We start from the raw sequence: 18,141 nt of genomic DNA on the forward strand, positions 1-18,141 counted from the left end.
ATGTAAGGGGGGAACGAATGAACGTCATTTATATCATTACGTAATTACGTACGTATTTATCTCTATTGACGTATGCGTTTTTTCATTGTCCTATTTAAAGGAGCCCGAATAAAATTCTATCATGTTGTCATAAAAAGTCAATAAACTTTATGTTAAATTTACATTATCCATTGATACGAATAAAGTGGAACAATGGCCGTTTCATTAACGAACATATTTTTAAAATGAATTACTCTTCTTCTTCTAAAAGATCTTCTTCATCATCGTATGCATCATCTAAATCTTCTTCATCGTCTTCAACGACTAAATCAGATTCTTCGATTTCATCTTCTACACGCTCATCTTCAGGGTCGTTAAGTTCTTCTTGGTCATCTGTCACACTAGGGATATTGTCATCACCGTCATTGTCATCTTCACCAAGCAATTTCAAGTTCTTATCTTCTTCATCATCTTCATCAAGAATTTCAAACTTTTGAATCGTTGGTGCAATTTTTTCTTCTATATCATCAACGGAATACCAATCGCGTAATCCCCAAACGTTGTCACCGACACTTAAAAATCGACCATCAGTGTTTAAGTCTGTATAAAATTGAACGACGCGATTTTCAATTTGATCGTCTTCATAATGACCAATTTGCTTAAATTCATCAATAATATCATAAAGATTCATTGTTTCATTTTTTTCAGTTAAAAGCGTATATGCCATATCAATAAACGCTTTTTCATCAACCATTTCTTGTGTGTAATCTTGTAATTTCATTGGCACATCTTCCTTTCAAAGATTCACGTTACTCCTACATTTTAAAGACATCTCGTCTTCTTATATAACATACTATAACAAACATTGATTATAAATGAGTCTTGAATATAACGCAATGTTTAGCAATAGTTTTTTTTTGAAATGCAACCAATTTATTTAGTAGTTAATATATTTTTCAAACATTGTATAATTTTCAGTGACGATTGCTTCTACAAAATTACTTTTTTGAAACAATGGTTTGAGTTTGTTACTTGCACCAAATAACATCACTTCAATGACATCAATATTGTCATATTTTTGGCGTACATACGTAGACAATTGTCGTAATGCGTTTTGAGCAATACCTGATTCACGATGCTCATCTTCTACGAGGACAGCTCTAATAATCAATCGAGATTGAAATTGTTCAATAGCTAAAAAGCCTACTTTTTCTTGATTAAGATTTAAATCAATAATGTCTACTGGCCATAAATCAGATTGGTCACTGCGACTTAATTTTAATGAGGATACATATTTAGAACTTAAATCTAAATAATAAAGTCGTTCTTTTCCAATCGGTCCCTCCTCTTTTGTTGCCGTGTGCATAAAACCTGCACGCTCATAGACATTCCATGCTGCTTCGTTTTCTGCATCAACGACAAGGTATAAATGTCCGAAATCAGGAAAAACACTTTGAACATATTCTGGAAGATTCATCATGATTTTAGTACCATAGCCATGACCTTGAAACTGTTCATTAATAGATAACGAACGAATATAAACAACTTCTTCAGGGGTATCATAACCTTCATGTTGATAATGTTGATGTAGGACAAAAAAACCAACAACATCCCCATCGTTGTTCAAGACAACGTTTGCCTTTCGATTAGGATCATTCAGTGCATCATCCAGTACTTCTTCGGGTAAGGAAGAATAGATGCGTTGACGTTCATTGAGTTTAAATTTATAAAGTGCATCACGGTATTGCTCTTCATACAAATGTATAGTAATATCATCAAAGCGTTTACTTTTTATCATTATGAAAATTCATTCCTTTATTAATTATGATTTTCGCATGTATAACTATACACTATTTTCTGATTTTTCAAACTCGAAAGGGGATATTATGAAAAAACCTAAACCTTCGCTAACAAAAAAGAAAAAGAATCGAAATTTCGTCTATATCGTCTCTTTTTCTATTATCTTATTATTTACTTTACTAGCTGCCTTATTTCCAAAAGGCTTTGGATTTTATGCACAAAATACATATAATGCAATTGCTTTAAATTTTGGCTGGCTCTTTTTAATTATCGTCTTTGTTTTAGACTTGTTTTTAATTTTTCTCGCCCTCTCTCGTTATGGTCGATTTAAACTCGGTCATGATGATGAAGAACCTGAATTTTCATTTATATCATGGATTGGCATGCTGTTTTCAGCGGGCTTAGGTGTTGGTATCGTATTCTGGGGTGTAGCTGAACCACTTACCCATTATCTACATTCTCCATTTTCCAGCACTAAAGGACAAACAGCTGAATCGGCTCGTTTGGCTATGGGATACACTTTTTTCCACTGGGGTATTTCACAATGGTCTATTTTTGCGATGAGCGGCTTAATTGTTGCCTATTTTCAATTTAGAAAGCAACGTGACGGCCTAATCTCTACTGCTATGGAACCCGTTTTTGGTGAAACATACAAACGCCCATATCGAAACATTATTGATATTTTAGCAATTATTGCTACTGTCATGGGTATCGCAACTTCAATAGGTCTCGGTATTTTACAAATTGCCGGGGGCTTAAATCATGTGTTCCATGTGCCAAATACGAATGTGACATTAATCATTATTACTTTAATTATGACCTGCATCTTTTTAGGGTCAGCGTTGTCAGGATTGAATCGTGGTGTAAAATGGTTGAGTAATTTAAACATTATTATCGGTGCAATATTACTCGTATTCATTTTTATCGTCGGAGATTTACGCTTTATCGTTGAAACTTTCACTGTTTCTATAGGCGACTATATTTCTCACTTCGTACAATATAGTTTACGTATGGATCCATACACTGGTGATAATTCATGGATTCAAAAGTGGACGGTTTTCTATTGGGCTTGGGTCATTTCATGGTCACCATTTATTGGTGGTTTTGTTGCACGCGTATCTAGAGGTAGAACCATACGTGAATTTGTCGTAGGTGTGTTAATCATTCCACCAATGATTTCATTCACATGGATTGCTGGATTTGGAGGCACTGCAATTAATTATGCGCTTCATAAAAAAGATGGCATCGAAAATGTCGTTGATAAGGATTATACGGTAGCTTTGTTTGAGTTGTTAAGCAAATTTCCTTTATATGAAGTCACGAGTGCCTTAGCCATTATCCTTATCTTTACGTTTATTGTTACGAGCGCAGATTCAACGACACATATTGTCTCTGGAATGGCAACGGGTGGCGTTGAAAATCCTAAACGTAAACATAAAATGGTTTGGGGCATACTTATTGGTGCTATTTCTGTAGCATTAACTGTCGCAGGTGGTTTAACAAGTTTACAAACAGCATCAGTGGTTACTGGGCTCCCATTTTCCATAATTTTATTACTTATGATTTTTGCACTTATGAACGCCTTAAGACGTGAACACACGAAACATTTCCAAATGACACATATAGATGACGAGAAAGACTTTTCTCGAACAATTGAAGAACGAGAAAGAGATAACGAAATGTAAATCATTTATCAATTGTAACTTGAAAAATGATATGTTGGATAAAAAATGGCCTTCAAAGTTCATTAGAAATGAATTTTGAAGGCTTTTTTCAATTTCAAGAATAAATAATGTTTATTCTTGAACAAAACAATTCATCAACCAGTTCACACCATATCGATCTTTAACTTGCCCATGAATAGCATTAAAGAAGGTTTTATTTAACGGCATGTGTGGGTTCCCCTGTACACTTAAAGCGTCGAAAATACGTTGTTGCGTACCTGGGTGATCGAACGTGAGTAAAATTTGATTGCCGTCATTTTGCACGGGTTTACCATACGTGTCTGATAAATGGATAACGACATCTTCTTGAATTTTTAATTCCGCGTGTAACACTTTACCTTGATGTTCATTTAAAATGATCTTTTCCCCACCAAACGTGTCATGATAAAAATGTAAAGCGTCATTTACATTTTCAACTAAAATATATGGACTTAACTTCATAAACGAATCCCCCTAGACATTTTAAAAATTATAATTAAAACTTGTATTTTTGTGATTATCATATAGTATATAGTGGTGATAAACAATAATTTTGAGGTGAACAAGCGATGCGAATCGGAATTGACGCAGGTGGTACGCTAATTAAAATTGTAGTTGAAAATGGTGGTCAGCGTACGTACGAAACACGTCTCACTACGGATATAGAAAACGTAGCAAATTGGTTAAATGAACAAACATGTTCCAATATTTGTATAACAGGTGGCAATGCGAAAGCACTCAATGATTTACTCCATTGTGATGCTAAACAATTTATTGAATTCGATGCTGCTGATAAAGGTGTTGAGCTTCTTTTAAAAGAACAAGGTATTGCATTAGAACGCTATATTTTTACTAATGTTGGAACAGGGACATCTATTCATTTAGCCGATGCACAAGGTCAACAACGTGTAGGTGGTATTGGTACCGGTGGCGGTATGATACGCGGATTAGGTTACTTATTAACTGAAATCAAAGATTACACACAACTCACAGACCTAGCACAAAAAGGAAATCGCGACATCATAGATTTGAAAGTGAAACATATTTATAAAAATGATACCCCACCTATTTCTGGTGAACTGACTGCGGCGAATTTTGGACATGTTTTATTAAATTTAGACAAAACATTTACGCCTGCTGATAAATTAGCTTCACTAATTGGTGTTGTAGGTGAAAGTGTTACCACCGTATCCATTCATGTCGCGAGAGAGCATGGAGCGCATGATGTTGTTTATATTGGTTCATCTTTCCATAATAATCCATTACTCCAAAAAGTAGTCACGGATTATACGATATTACGTGGTTTTACACCTCACTATTTAAATAATGGCGCATTTTCAGGCGCACTCGGTACATTATATTTATAATGAAACGTATATTAATAGCCTTCAAAATTCAATAAAAATGAATTTTGAAGGCTAAACTTTTAGATATGTTATCTCACTTTATTAAAATGTTAATTCATTCGCTAATTTTTGTGCACTTACAATGGTACCAACGACGCCTGGTTTTAAGTCTATTGCAACGTAACGATTGTCATCACGCAATTCGTCTAACCATTCTGAAAACACTTCACCTTCAACGTCAATAAGTTCAAGTGTTTCGAAGTCTTCTTCAGCAACACGCTTCGCTCGCTGGCTTAAACTCCAAACAGGCATGAAATGAGATTGTTCAAAATTATCATTTTCATCACTTACGACCATAAATTGCTTAGTACCTTTACGTGTAAGACCATATACAGTGTCGGTTTTAGAAACATCTTCAACAAATTCTCGAATGCGTAAGCGATCAATATCAGTCATAATATCATTAAAAGCCGATAAAATTTTAATTTCATGACCTTCTGCATCAATCGTCACATTCACAACCGCTTCATCCTCTTCATCAAACATATCGTCAAGTTCATAAGTTGTAAAACGATCGATATCCATCGCCTTAATTTTATCAAATTCAACATTTAGATTTTCGAGATATGCTTTTGCCAAACTTTCCCTCGTCCAAAAGCAAAATAATTGTTTCCCATTATGCAAATGCTTCACAATTTTTTTATCTTTTACTGCGATAAAAAATTGCTCATTTGTCAGAATATCTTTGTAAAAACGTTCATTTTTATACGACATCTTTTTCTCCCTCTCTAAATGAGCTCTTTACGTTGAATATAAACTACTGTCTACATTTCGTCAATGTGACAAAAATAGAAACCATCGCGTATTTTCATATCAGATAACATATACGCTAACAATTTTAGTTCGTTACAAAAACACGCTACTATTGATTATTTTAAACCTGCTTCTATAAGAAAGGCTTGCTCAAGTGCCTCGATTTGTTCAAGACTGTTCGCATGCCAAATGCCTGCAAATCGTGAACTGACATTACGCGTTTTATAATAATCACCATCATAATAAGATAATGGATAAAGGACGCCTTGTCGGACATATTTTTCAATCGCTTGAAAAAACGTTTGTCTGTCGGCTTTAGACACATAGCTATAAAATTTATGATGTTTGCCAGTTAATAAATGATCGAGTAATAACATACTTGTTGAACCATTTTGTCTAAAATTCAAATCAATCGCATAAATGTCCTCTTCTTTATCAACAAGTAAATCAAACCCCGCAACACCTATAAATCCTTTATCTACACCAATTTTCATAATTTCAAATCCTGCATCAATGACTGCTTGAGGTACATGTATAGCATTAGTATTACCATTATAAAATCCATAAGCATTCGTTAACTGTTTGGCTGCCCCTAGGTAAACAATACCTTTATCAGGGTGTACGGCATATTGCACACAGTAATTTTCTTTAGCTTCCACACATTGTTCAATAATGATAGTTTGTGTGGCTTCTTTCGCATTGTCAATACGTGCTACTGCTTCATCTAAATCTGATTGATTATAACATATCATCACGCCATACCCACCTGCAGTAGGTAAATCATCTCCAGGTTTTAAAACAAGAGGTAGTGTCCAATGTTCTAAAGCATGATGAAGCATCTCAATATCTACCACCTCTCTTTTAGGTAGATATTTACCTTCTGTCCATTCAGGAATCCTTGACTTAGTATTTAAATCAACAAACATCTGCTTATTCATCGCATAGCGTGTACGGTGTATTAAATCTTCACCATGCACATACTGTGTATAAATGCGCTTTTGATCTTGTTCAGTAAGTTGTTTTAATAACTGTTCATAACTTTCTTTATCTTTGAATGTATAAATATTGTTCGGTATCGTTTGATTCACATAATTAAACAAAATTTGTAATTTATCAGTAACACTGGCCTCATGTACAATGACTGGCATATCAGCAATCAATAATTCTCGTCCTGTTAAAAAATTCGATTGATGCTCGTCTGGTTCTAACCATGGATTAGAAATATAAGATGGACGTGATGTATATACGATATCATCAGCGTATAAGTCTCCCAATTTTAAACGTAGATGGTCAGTCATTTATAATTTCTCCCTTAATAATTGATGTTCCTTTTGAATCGTGGCTAACAAATCATAATCTTGAAGTATACTTGCTCCCATTAATGCAATAATTTTCGCACCTTTAATTAACGCCTTATCTCCCATAGGGCTTGCTGCTGCTTCTCTAAATCGATGTGTATGACCAACTAAGCTACGCGGGCCTATTTTAATATGTGGATGAATCGTAGGCACTACATGGCTCACATTACCTGTATCTGTCGAACCATAACCAAAATCATCATGACTGACTTCTTCCCCTAATTCTGTTGCATAACGTTCAAATAAAGCATCAAGTTGTGGTGATTTGATAAATTCGTTTACCCCATTTTGAATTGGTCCAAACTCATAATTACAACCTGTTTGAATGGCTGCGCCTTTTGCAATTTGATGCACGCGTTCTGTTAATATGTCGAGAGATTTCCTCGTCGTTGCACGTGTATAAAAACGTGCATGTGTATAATCAGGAATGATATTCGCCGCTTTACCACCGTCTAAAATGACGCCATGGACACGTTCTGATTTATGAATGTGTTGTCTTAATTGTGCTATACCATTAAAAAAGCTGAGCATTGCATCTAAAGCATTCTTAGCATCTTCTGCATTTTCAGATGCATGTGCACTCTTGCCATAGAACTGGATATCTAATACATCTACAGCAAGCGTATGAATCGTCGGATACGTGTCATTTCCTGGATGAATCATCAGCGCAATATCCACATCATCAAAAATCCCCTCTTTGACGTAGGATGCTTTTGCGCTACCGTTTTCGCCACCTTCTTCAGCCGGACACCCAAAAACAATGACACTGCCTCCAAGTTCATCAATCACTTGTTTGAGCGCGATACCTGCAAGTACACTAGCGGTCCCTATAATATTATGTCCACACGCATGTCCTAATCCCGGTAAGGCATCATACTCTGCTAAAAACCCTATCGTTGGTCCTGGCTCTTTTGCCTCATAAGATGCGATAAAACCTGTTGAGTGGCCTGCAATATCCTTTTCAATATTAAAACCGTGCGATGATAATTGGTCTATTAAAAGACGCGACGCAAATAATTCCTCATTCCCTAATTCTGGTCGATCATGTATTTGGTGGCTCATATCTAAATAATGTAAGCGATGATTGTCTATATAATCTAAAATGCGCTGTCTTACTGATACCAAAGTAATTTCTCCCTTCAAAAACAAAAAGTTATCATACGTGATGTAAGTCTATTAATAGACGCACATCAAACGTTGATAACCATTTGTATGTCATTTATCTATCAATAGTCAAATGCTATTGTTGGATTTAGCACCTTTATCGTTACTCGATGAGGTTGCAGGGCTTCGTAGGGCCAATTCCCTCCACCACTCTTGATAAATTGTTATTTAATTAGTACTCATTTTATCGGAAATCGACTGATTTGTCATGCTATTTTTATTATTTACACAATTCCTCCCTGTTATGTCACATACCCAATTAAGGCATCATTCTCATCGTCATCCCCCTTTTTAAATAGGTTCGGTCTCATTCCTTCATTCAATGAAAAGGCATCCCCCTTTGATACAATGAAAGTTATGGTAAAATGAAAATAATAAAGGAGGATGTCAATATGCCAAAAATGAACGTAGAAAGTTTTAATTTAGATCACACAAAAGTAGTTGCACCATATGTACGCCTTGCAGGTAAAATGCAAGGGGAAAATGGAGATGACATTTACAAGTATGATATTCGTTTCAAACAGCCAAATAAAGAACATATGGACATGCCAGGTTTACACAGTCTCGAACATTTAATGGCTGAAAATATTCGTAATCATTCAGACAAAGTCGTAGATTTAAGTCCAATGGGATGCCAAACAGGTTTTTATGTGTCATTTATTAACCATAAAGATTACGATGATGTATTAAATATTATTGAAAACACGATTCATGACGTTTTAAATGCTAATGAGGTCCCAGCGTGTAATGAAGTACAATGTGGTTGGGCAGCTAGCCATTCTCTTGAAGGAGCAAAAACTATTGCGCAAGCATTTTTAGATAAGCGTCATCAATGGCATGATGTATTTGGAGAAGGTAAATAATCTTATATTGATTTCACTTGTCAGTTTCTTTTAAAGCCTATTTAATGATTAAGGTGCGGTGCATGGAGAATAGACAAGCATCTCCCTTAGCGAAAATTCATTAAATCATATAAATAAGGGTTGAAACATCACAATCCTGTATAACAAAACAGGCAACAAAATTCATGCATACATGAGAACTTCGTTGCCTGTTATTCATTTATGTTTCTTAATTTAATCTATAAGAGCAAAAGTAAGAGAATGATAACATTACTTTGATTGCTTACTTAACCGAGACTGCTGAGGCATCAATCTGAAACCAAACATCCATTATGAAGTAAGACACCTAGAAAAGCAAAGTGTTGAAACAATTAAATGTGAAATACTTGAGTTTCATCCACTTAATTATAAATGACGTATCCATTTCATTAACTGAAACTGTAACGGGATACGAAGATATAATAACGATTTTGGCAATTGGAGGCCTTCTATTTTGTCGATATGTCGAGCCATATAAATATTTGCGGGTAGTACAGCCCATAAAAAGCAATCATGATATGTTTAAATACATAACTCGGACGACGTATGAATAAGCCAATTCCAAAAACGATTTCGCACACACCAGTAATGAGGACCGCCGCTTTACGGAATGGTAAATAATGGGGTACAATTTTGCGAAATGTCGTTTCACGCGCAAAGTGTAAAATCCCTATGAACACAAATAAAATGCCAAATACAACGCGTTGAAATCGCTTCATAATCAATCACTACTCCGTAATTACTTTATAAATCAATTTTGGCGTTTCTGCAGAATCAGAAATTGTAATATTGTCATATAATTTTTGTTTAACCGCTTCAACATCTTCTTGATTAGCATGAATTGTGAGTAAAGATTCTCCCTCTTCAACTTTATCACCAATTTTTTTATGAAGTACCAGTCCGACAGCTAAATCAATGTCATCTTCTTTAGTTTGACGCCCTGCACCTAACATCATTGATGCTATACCAATTTCATTTGCTACCATTTCAGAAACAACACCTGACGTTTTCGCTGGTAATTCAAATGTATATTGCGCTGTTGGCAATTTTGATGGATCATCTACAACAGAGGCATCTCCACCCTGATTACTTAAGAACGTTTTGAATTTTTCAATCGCAGCACCGTTATCAATCACTTCTTGTAATTTTACGCGCGCTTCTTCTAAAGTTTCAGCTTTTTTAGCTAACACGACCATTTGTGCACCTAATGTAAGTACGAGTTCTGTTAAATCTTCAGGACCTTCTCCTTTAAGTGTATCAATGGCTTCTTTAAGTTCTAGGGCATTCCCAATGCCCAAACCTAATGGTTGGTTCATATCTGAAATAATCGCCATCGTTTGACGACCTACTTGATTTCCAATTTTAACCATTGCATGGGCGAGCGCTTCGGCATCTTCTACCGTTTGCATAAACGCACCGTTACCTGTTTTAACATCAAGTACAATCGCATCTGCACCCGCAGCAATTTTTTTACTCATTATGGATGACGCTATTAACGGAATAGAGTTGACAGTTCCAGTTACATCACGCAATGCATAAATCTTTTTATCCGCTGGTGTTAAATTACCTGTTTGGCCAATAACAGCAATTTTAGCTTCATTTACAAGTTTGATAAATTCAGCTTCAGATATTTCAACGTGGAAACCCTCAACAGCTTCTAATTTGTCAATTGTACCACCAGTATGACCTAACCCACGACCACTCATCTTCGCTACAGGAATGTCTAAAGCAGCAACAAGTGGTGCCAATACAAGTGTCGTTGTATCACCGACACCACCTGTAGAATGTTTATCAACTTTAACACCTTCAATATCAGATAAATCAATTTGATCTCCTGATTCTACCATTGCCATCGTTAATGCGGCGCGCTCTTCATCTGTCATATCTTGGAAATAAATTGCCATAGCTAAACTCGACATTTGATAATCCGGAATTTCCCCTTTTGTGTAACCGTCAATAATAAACTTAATTTCCTCAGACGTTAAGGCATGTCCATCACGTTTTTTAGAAATCATATCCACCATTCTCATGGTAAATCCCTCTTCTCTTTATTATGATATATTCCATATTTATTATACACGATATATTCCATTCTATAAATTAAAGACATGCTAAATCAAAGAAGAAAACATTGACTGTCACGGGTCTGACAAACATTGCAATCATCGACATTTAGGCTGCAATCTGTTATGTTTAATAGGATAAAATTAATAAAAATAAAAGGAGTTGCTTTCAATGACTAAAGGCACACCACATATTCAACCTAATAGTAAAAAAATAGCCAAAACTGTTTTAATGCCAGGTGATCCACTACGTGCGAAATTTATAGCTGAAAATTTCTTAGAAAATGTTGAGCAATTTAACGACGTACGTAACATGTTTGGTTACACAGGAACTTATAAAGGTAAAGAAGTATCGGTTATGGGTTCTGGTATGGGTATTCCAAGTATTGGTATTTATTCTTATGAACTCTACAATTTCTTTGATGTTGATACAATTATTCGTATTGGTTCATGTGGCGCAATGCAAGAACACGTAAACCTATATGACATTATTATCGGTCAAGGGGCTTCAACAAATTCTAATTATGTAGATCAGTTCCAGTTCCCTGGTAACTTTGCCCCACTTGCTGACTTTGATTTAATTGTTAAAGCGAAAGAAGTGGCAGATAAAATTGGTGCTACGACACATGTAGGTAACATTTTATCTTCTGATACATTCTATAATGCGAATGAAAACTTCAATCAAAAATGGATTGACATGGGTATTTTAGGTGTCGAAATGGAATCAGCTGGCTTATATTTAAATGCCATTAAAGCAGGTAAAAAAGCACTTGGTATTTTCACTGTTAGTGACCACCTATTAAGAGATGAAGCCACTACTGCAGAAGAACGCCAAAATTCATTTACACAAATGATGGAAGTTGCATTAGAAATCGCAGAATAATTAAAAACTAAAGCGTATACATGAAAAAGCCTTCAAAATTCATTTTCAAATGAACTTTGAAGGCTATTATTTTTATCCTTATACGTTTAGCATTCAACTTATTATACACGCGCGGTGCTTTTACATTTTAATTTGAATGCTTGGCTAGCCCTTTCACATCGACATATTGTTCACCAATAAAATAGCTTCTTTCAGACTCACGAACTTTAGCCCAAGTCGTTCGCCACATATGGTTACGATTTTCAGCGAATAGATGGTAACCGAAATTACGAATTGGCTTTGGAATCAGCCAAACGCTCAGGGCTAACCATTTAAATTGTTTTAATTGATAAATAAGTTTGATAATTGCTGTAGATTGAAAATACAAGGATGATCCTTCTTGTAAAATCACACTATTATAGCTTAACACTTCTGGATGCACTTGTTGTAGCTGTTCACCAGCCTCGCTTTTTAATGGCACAAATTGATAATTTCTCGGTAAACCATGTCGAATTAACCAAATGACATAATTGTAACAATAAATACAACGATCATCATAATATACGATAGGCACTTGTATCCCCCCTCAATGGACTATTTATATATTTAATTGTAAAGTCATTGAATCAGTTTTAAAAACAAAACGCCTCTATGTATATTAATCTTAAGCTTACGTTAAGTTATATTTATGCTAGCGATTCTTGCTGTTTAAAATAGGCTTGTTCATCTTTAGATAATTTAATAATTTTAAAGCCAATAAATCCATATAGAATCGAAATGATTGGAACGATAAAATTTAATATAGCAAATGGTGCATACTCAACAACAGACACACTTAACGTTGAAGCGATAAAGACGCCACACGTATTCCAAGGAACAAAAACAGATGTGAGTGTCCCACCGTCTTCTAGTGCACGCGAAAGATTTTTAGGGTGTAATCCTTTATCGATAAATGTGGAAACATACATGCGTGACGGAACGATAATTGAGATGTATTGTTCTGAACATGTAAGGTTTGTGCCAAAACAAGAAACAATTACCGAAGCGATCAATGACCCCGTGTTTTTAGCGACTTTTAAAATTACGCTAATTAAAGCTTTTAACATACCTGAGTACTCTAATAAACCACCAAATGTCATGGCGACAAGTGTTAATGATATCGTATAGAACATGGATTCTAAACCACCACGGTTGAATAACTCATCAATTGTTTTGTTGCCTGAATCGATTTCATAACCCGTTTGTAATGCTGTAACCGCAGTCACCATAGAATCACCTTGTACAAAAATTTGTACAAAAAAACCTAGAATGATACCGACTACAATCGCAGGTAATGCCGGCACTTTTAAAGCAACAATAATAATGACTATTAGTGGCACTACAAGCAACCAAGGTGAAATAATAAATGCATTGTCTATCGCATTCATAATATTATCAATGCGACCTTGATTTAAATGATCACTTCCATACATTTGTCCCAAAATAAAAAACACGATAAGACTAATGATTAAGCCAGGTATTGTCGTATAAAACATATGGCGAATGTGTTCAAATAAGTCGACATTAGTAAGTCCAGATGCTAAATTTGTTGTATCTGAAAGAGGGCTCATTTTATCACCAAAATACGCACCAGAAATCACTGCACCCGCAACCATGCCTGGTGATAAACCCATACTAATCCCTATTCCCATTGATGCAACACCTACAGTAGCCATAGTAGACCAACTACTACCAATAGCTAATGCCACAATGCCACAAATAATACACACGACAGATAAAAAGTATGTAGGTGATATTAATTTTAAACCGTAATAAATCATCGCAGCGACAATACCACTACCGATCCACGCTCCAATGATAAGTCCTACTAACATGATAATAACAACTGCTGGAAGCGCGTGACGAATCCCCTTATACATCATCTCTTCGACTTCTTCCCATTTATAACCGTGACACATCGTAATAATAATCGCTACACATGTGCCGATTAACAATGGAATATGTGGGGCTTGTTCTAGCTTAACCACCGTATATAACATCGCCCCAATCATTGCTACGAGCGTTAATAACGCAAACCAGACGTTAATCGGCCTTTTTTGAGTTTCCTTATTCATTTAAATCCCTCTCCCCTATGTTGATGTTATCTGAAAATTGAAAACGTTTACGCATATCATACTATTTTCTGTGAAGCGCTTCAAGGCGTTTAAGTATAAAAATTCAAATCATAATGATTACAGATACTTATAGGTTTCCCTTTAATATTAAAAAAGAATTAAATTGAACGTAAGGACATAAGGTAGGTTTATACATGCACTTTCGTCTCAAAGCGCTATACATCACCGCCTAATTTGTATAAAAAAGCTTCAAAATTCATTACAACATGAACTTTGAAGCTATCACTTAGGTGTGAAACACCGTATATATATTAGTTAGCCAGTCACTTTAAAATTGCTTTCCTATTCTTAACGATTATGTGGAGTGTTTCACTTGAATAATGCGTGCATATTTTAAAAATTGCTCAGAATAATGTTCTTTGACCTCTTGTGGCGTTAAATATGTCACACCGACAATATGCCAGTTCGGATTAAAGTAGTAATAAGAGTCTTTATTTAAACTCCATTTAACCATACTTCCATCTCTATGATATCTTGGTAATGTCATTTCATAACCTTCTAAAACGTTAATAAACATTTGGAAGATGTCCGGATCAATACGTTCAAATTGATCAATTACAAGATAATGACGGTCCGATTTAGGCATTAATTCCGTAATAAATCCTTCACGATAATACATTGCCCCTGTCTCGTTAGGTAAATAACGACCGTATAACATTTCTTCTGAAAAGTCAGGATGACCTGTTGTCATCACAGGTGTCGCATTTGCTTTTTCAACTAATGACTGCGCAGCCTTTAACCCTTCTGCTTTGTCGTTAGCTAATAAAAGTATAAATGGTTTAATGTCATCACTCGTACCTTCATTTGTCATTTGACCTACTGTTTCGAACTGACCTTTCATACCACCATTTTTACTCATTTCCATAATGGCTTCAAATTGGGTCGGTGTCAGTCCGGCAATCGCTTGTTTCGCATTCTCTTGAAGAAAATATAAGTTCTTCAGCTTAGGATGTTTATTTAAAGTTGTTAAACTTACAGGTTGAATATCTTCAATATATCGAATCTCAATAGCCGTACTATTTGTACGTCCAGCTTCAGGCGGACGTGTATGAATGTGATGAGAAACTTCTGCACGACCAATGACGGATTGATTACTATAACGATTATAAATGACAATCTGGTCTCCAACTTCTAGTTGCGTGTAATTATGATAGCCATTACGTTTAATACCGTTAACATTATGTGTATAAATCACATAAGTCTCATCAGGTTCAAAAGATGTCGTTTCAGCCATATAGAAGTAGCGTGGAATACTGACATCCCCTGTACCAAGACCTTTAATTAATTCAAATTCATCATATGAAATCTTATTAAATAAAGTTTCTTTCATATTACTAATTCGAAATTCTAATGTTTCACTTCGTTTTAAATACTCCGTAGTCAATGGTTTAAATGTCTCATTAAACTTGAATTGAACATGAATTTTATTTTGCGCACCTGTGATAACATTCGTAATTTCACCCCATCCAAGTAAACCTGCATCCGTTTGTACTTGATAAAATATGACTTTGTCACCGACTTTGGCTTGTTTAAACGCACGATACCCTTGAGATGGGTTAAATTGCGCGCCTGATTCAAATACAGCGGTTTGACCTACTAATGGTTCGTGATGATTCCAACGATTATATCCACAATTTAGCCAAAAATAATTCGTTTCTGCTGTCATGGTGATCGTGTTCTCCTCCATTTATTTTTTTACGTTCATCATTTTTAATGTAATGACTGTATTAACGTCACAATTCCGACGATGACAGGAAATACATTCACCATTATGCCACCTAATTTGAGCATGCCACTCATTTCAGGATTAGGCAGTGTCCATAGTGTCGCGATAATGCCGATTAATCCTATAATGACTGGAAATATATACGATGGAAATAATGGCACATTAAAAAATATTGTTGCACCCGAAATGAATCCACATATTAAAGCAATGTACAATCCTATTTTCATTTAAGTTGCACCACCTTATACATAGCTAATCATAAGTGTCAACTGTCCTTCAAATACATTATCCAAATCCTCAGCTGTTAAAATAAAATGATTGCCTTTTTCTATAGGATAAATTTCACCATCAGTGATGAGATCCCCTTGACCGTCTAACACTGACACTAAAACAAACTCACGTGGTTTCATATAGTTTAAGGTTCCATCAATTTCCCATTTCACAACTGTAAAGAAATGATTTTGTACAAATGTTGTACGTTTGTGCGTCTCGATGACCTCGACCGTTGGTAAAACGTTGGGACTGTCGTCACCATATCGAATAACAGCCTTACTCTTTTCAATATGAAGCGGTCTTAACTGCCCTTGATGATCACGTCGATCATAATCATAAATACGGTATGTTGTATCTGAAGATTGTTGCGTCTCCAATATCATAATACCTTCACCAATACCGTGCACCGTTCCTGCTGGTACAAAAAAGAAATCACCCGTTTGTACTGGGACACGTTTAAATAGATCGTTAAAGCGTCGCGCATCAAGCAACATTTCTAATTCCTCTTTAGTTTGCGCATGCGTCCCATAAATGATTTCAGCACCTGGTTTTGCATCTAAAATATACCAACATTCCGTTTTACCATACTCGCCATTTTCGTTTTCATATGCGAATGTATCATCTGGATGCACTTGCACGGATAGTTTTTGAGTGGCATCTAATATTTTAGTTAATAACGGGAACTTTTTTGTAGGAAATTCACCAAACAATTTTGGTTGCTCAGCCCAAACATCATCTAATGTCATCCCTTTAAATGGTCCATTTAAAATTTCATTTGCACCATGAGGATGTGCAGAAATTCCCCACACTTCACCTATATGATCGCTAGGTAATTCATAACCAAATTGTGTTAAGTTTGTGCCTCCCCAAAGACGTTCTTGGAAAACAGGTTTTAATATTAAAGGCATGGGGATACCACCTCGCATTCTTATATGTAATTTTCTATGTATCTTCCATTAATAACAAGCTTAGTTATAAAGTGATTGTATCACAATTAAAAACAGCGTGCCTATGTATCTCACAGAAAATGAATCTCTCACTTTTTCTCCTTAGCACACTGTTATTATTTTTGTTATTCAACGATAAAATTTTCAACTAATGTTTGACGTACTTCTTGTAAATGATCAATCATTTTTTGTGCTGCTAACGTTTCATTCTGCTGTGTAATCGCTTCAAAGATAGCGGTATGTTCATTAAAGAGTTTTTCCATGCGCTTTTGACGACTATACAGATATATATGACGTGTCCCCTTCATCGTTTGTTGAATTTTATCAGCAATATTATTCAAAAGTTCATATAAATATTGGTTATCAGATGCACGTGCGATTGCAAGATGAAATTTTAAATCCGCAACTTCTCCTGACGTATCATTCTTAATTGCACGTGCCATTTCACTTAAAGCATCTTGCATTTCTTTTAAATCAGCATCTGTTCGGCGTAGTGAAGCTAAACTCGCAGTTTTAACTTCAACGGCTTCACGTAGCTCTAAAATATCTTTAACGCGCTTTTGCGTCAATGTTTGATTACTAAAATCAAATAACAACGGATGTTTTTGTTTCACAAACGTGCCATACCCATGTTTGATTTCAATAAGACCAATCATTCTTAATGCATTGAGCGCTTCTCTCATAGACGCATTACTGACACCATATGTTTTTGAGAGTGCTTGAATCGAAGGAAGGCGTTCACCTTCTTGTAACTTTCCTTCGTCAATTTGTTCAATTAAGTCATTTGCTATTTGCTCGTAAATCTTTTGGCTTGAAATCTTCATCCCCCATCTCACCTCATGTTTATTTTAACAAATTACAAGCTTTCACGCTCATGAAATTATATGCTACCTTGGAATGGAATGATGTTCATATTTATTAAAAAAAGATATCCACATGGAAAAAATTAGTTTACAATAAAAATAAACTATACATACCGTATTGATTTTCAAAATCAATATATTTTGATATTGTGTAAAGTATTGAAAGGAGTGCTATACGTTGTTTACATT

The 18,141-nt window shown here is 35.3% G+C and carries 18 protein-coding genes and 1 riboswitch; of the genes, 4 read left to right on the forward strand and 14 right to left on the reverse strand.

Annotated elements, in window-relative coordinates; translation table 11 throughout:
• Positions 1 to 229: 229 nt before the first annotated feature.
• Both rpoE and CD172_RS04265 read right to left on the reverse strand, forming a co-directional pair.
• Positions 230 to 760 carry a DNA-directed RNA polymerase subunit delta gene (gene rpoE / locus CD172_RS04260; protein WP_060551552.1) on the reverse strand — a complete coding sequence of 177 codons (531 nt, stop codon included), beginning with the start codon at positions 758 to 760 and terminating at the stop codon, positions 230 to 232.
• A 156-nt stretch (positions 761 to 916) separates the two neighbouring features.
• The gene (locus CD172_RS04265; protein WP_103345574.1) at positions 917 to 1,777 is read right to left on the reverse strand and encodes a GNAT family N-acetyltransferase; all 861 of its coding nucleotides are present in this window, start codon (positions 1,775 to 1,777) and stop codon (positions 917 to 919) included.
• An 88-nt stretch (positions 1,778 to 1,865) separates the two neighbouring features.
• Here CD172_RS04265 and CD172_RS04270 point away from each other — a divergent pair, with 88 nt between their 5' ends.
• Positions 1,866 to 3,464, forward strand: a complete 1,599-nt coding sequence (locus CD172_RS04270) for a BCCT family transporter (protein ID WP_060551554.1) — start codon at positions 1,866 to 1,868, stop codon at positions 3,462 to 3,464.
• A gap of 111 nt (positions 3,465 to 3,575) precedes the next feature.
• Here the strand turns inward: CD172_RS04270 and CD172_RS04275 are convergent, their stop codons facing one another.
• A complete protein-coding gene (locus CD172_RS04275; RefSeq protein ID WP_060551555.1) occupies positions 3,576 to 3,944 on the reverse strand; it encodes a VOC family protein in 369 nt (122 codons plus the stop codon).
• 107 nt (positions 3,945 to 4,051) lie between these two features.
• On the opposite strand from CD172_RS04275, the gene coaW reads away from it, so the two are divergent.
• Positions 4,052 to 4,849 carry a type II pantothenate kinase gene (gene coaW / locus CD172_RS04280; RefSeq protein WP_037567442.1) on the forward strand — a complete coding sequence of 266 codons (798 nt, stop codon included), beginning with the start codon at positions 4,052 to 4,054 and terminating at the stop codon, positions 4,847 to 4,849.
• Between the two features lie 81 nt (positions 4,850 to 4,930).
• Here the strand turns inward: coaW and CD172_RS04285 are convergent, their stop codons facing one another.
• The 3 genes from CD172_RS04285 to CD172_RS04295 form a co-directional block, all read right to left on the reverse strand.
• Positions 4,931 to 5,602: a DUF2750 domain-containing protein gene (locus CD172_RS04285; RefSeq protein WP_085622904.1), complete on the reverse strand. Its 672-nt coding sequence runs from the start codon at positions 5,600 to 5,602 to the stop codon at positions 4,931 to 4,933.
• A gap of 155 nt (positions 5,603 to 5,757) precedes the next feature.
• Positions 5,758 to 6,939 (reverse strand): L-aspartate--L-methionine ligase LdmS, encoded by a 1,182-nt coding sequence (ldmS, locus tag CD172_RS04290; protein ID WP_103345575.1) that lies wholly within the window; start codon positions 6,937 to 6,939, stop codon positions 5,758 to 5,760.
• Positions 6,940 to 8,124 carry a M20 family metallopeptidase gene (locus CD172_RS04295; protein WP_172616716.1) on the reverse strand — a complete coding sequence of 395 codons (1,185 nt, stop codon included), beginning with the start codon at positions 8,122 to 8,124 and terminating at the stop codon, positions 6,940 to 6,942.
• A 91-nt stretch (positions 8,125 to 8,215) separates the two neighbouring features.
• Positions 8,216 to 8,326, reverse strand: a riboswitch (SAM riboswitch).
• Between the two features lie 229 nt (positions 8,327 to 8,555).
• On the opposite strand from CD172_RS04295, the gene CD172_RS04300 reads away from it, so the two are divergent.
• On the forward strand, positions 8,556 to 9,026 hold the full coding sequence (locus tag CD172_RS04300; RefSeq protein WP_060551558.1) for an S-ribosylhomocysteine lyase: 471 nt from the start codon (positions 8,556 to 8,558) through the stop codon (positions 9,024 to 9,026).
• 467 nt (positions 9,027 to 9,493) lie between these two features.
• Here CD172_RS04300 and CD172_RS04305 read toward each other — a convergent pair whose 3' ends face one another.
• Together CD172_RS04305 and CD172_RS04310 are read right to left on the reverse strand one after the other, a co-directional pair.
• Complete coding sequence (locus tag CD172_RS04305) at positions 9,494 to 9,763, reverse strand: DoxX family protein (RefSeq protein ID WP_411755716.1); 270 nt, start codon at positions 9,761 to 9,763, stop codon at positions 9,494 to 9,496.
• A 9-nt stretch (positions 9,764 to 9,772) separates the two neighbouring features.
• The gene (locus tag CD172_RS04310; protein ID WP_037568064.1) at positions 9,773 to 11,074 is read right to left on the reverse strand and encodes a pyrimidine-nucleoside phosphorylase; all 1,302 of its coding nucleotides are present in this window, start codon (positions 11,072 to 11,074) and stop codon (positions 9,773 to 9,775) included.
• 205 nt (positions 11,075 to 11,279) lie between these two features.
• Between CD172_RS04310 and deoD the strand changes: the two genes are divergently transcribed.
• The gene (gene deoD / locus CD172_RS04315) at positions 11,280 to 11,990 is read left to right on the forward strand and encodes a purine-nucleoside phosphorylase (RefSeq protein ID WP_103345576.1); all 711 of its coding nucleotides are present in this window, start codon (positions 11,280 to 11,282) and stop codon (positions 11,988 to 11,990) included.
• 127 nt (positions 11,991 to 12,117) lie between these two features.
• Here the strand turns inward: deoD and CD172_RS04320 are convergent, their stop codons facing one another.
• The 6 genes from CD172_RS04320 to CD172_RS04345 all read right to left on the reverse strand — a co-directional run bounded on the left by CD172_RS04320 (position 12,118) and on the right by CD172_RS04345 (position 17,913).
• Positions 12,118 to 12,543, reverse strand: a complete 426-nt coding sequence (locus CD172_RS04320; RefSeq protein WP_060551560.1) for a thiol-disulfide oxidoreductase DCC family protein — start codon at positions 12,541 to 12,543, stop codon at positions 12,118 to 12,120.
• A gap of 112 nt (positions 12,544 to 12,655) precedes the next feature.
• Positions 12,656 to 14,083 carry a Na+/H+ antiporter NhaC gene (gene nhaC / locus CD172_RS04325; protein ID WP_103345577.1) on the reverse strand — a complete coding sequence of 476 codons (1,428 nt, stop codon included), beginning with the start codon at positions 14,081 to 14,083 and terminating at the stop codon, positions 12,656 to 12,658.
• A 355-nt stretch (positions 14,084 to 14,438) separates the two neighbouring features.
• On the reverse strand, positions 14,439 to 15,809 hold the full coding sequence (locus CD172_RS04330) for an EVE domain-containing protein (RefSeq protein WP_060551562.1): 1,371 nt from the start codon (positions 15,807 to 15,809) through the stop codon (positions 14,439 to 14,441).
• 44 nt (positions 15,810 to 15,853) lie between these two features.
• Positions 15,854 to 16,096, reverse strand: a complete 243-nt coding sequence (locus CD172_RS04335) for a hypothetical protein (protein WP_060551563.1) — start codon at positions 16,094 to 16,096, stop codon at positions 15,854 to 15,856.
• Between the two features lie 15 nt (positions 16,097 to 16,111).
• On the reverse strand, positions 16,112 to 17,050 hold the full coding sequence (gene manA, locus CD172_RS04340; RefSeq protein WP_103345578.1) for a mannose-6-phosphate isomerase, class I: 939 nt from the start codon (positions 17,048 to 17,050) through the stop codon (positions 16,112 to 16,114).
• 164 nt (positions 17,051 to 17,214) lie between these two features.
• A complete protein-coding gene (locus tag CD172_RS04345) occupies positions 17,215 to 17,913 on the reverse strand; it encodes a FadR/GntR family transcriptional regulator (protein ID WP_060551565.1) in 699 nt (232 codons plus the stop codon).
• Positions 17,914 to 18,141 lie beyond the last annotated feature (228 nt).

It is taken from the genome of Staphylococcus agnetis (genome assembly GCF_002901865.1).
GTDB lineage: Bacteria > Bacillota > Bacilli > Staphylococcales > Staphylococcaceae > Staphylococcus > Staphylococcus agnetis.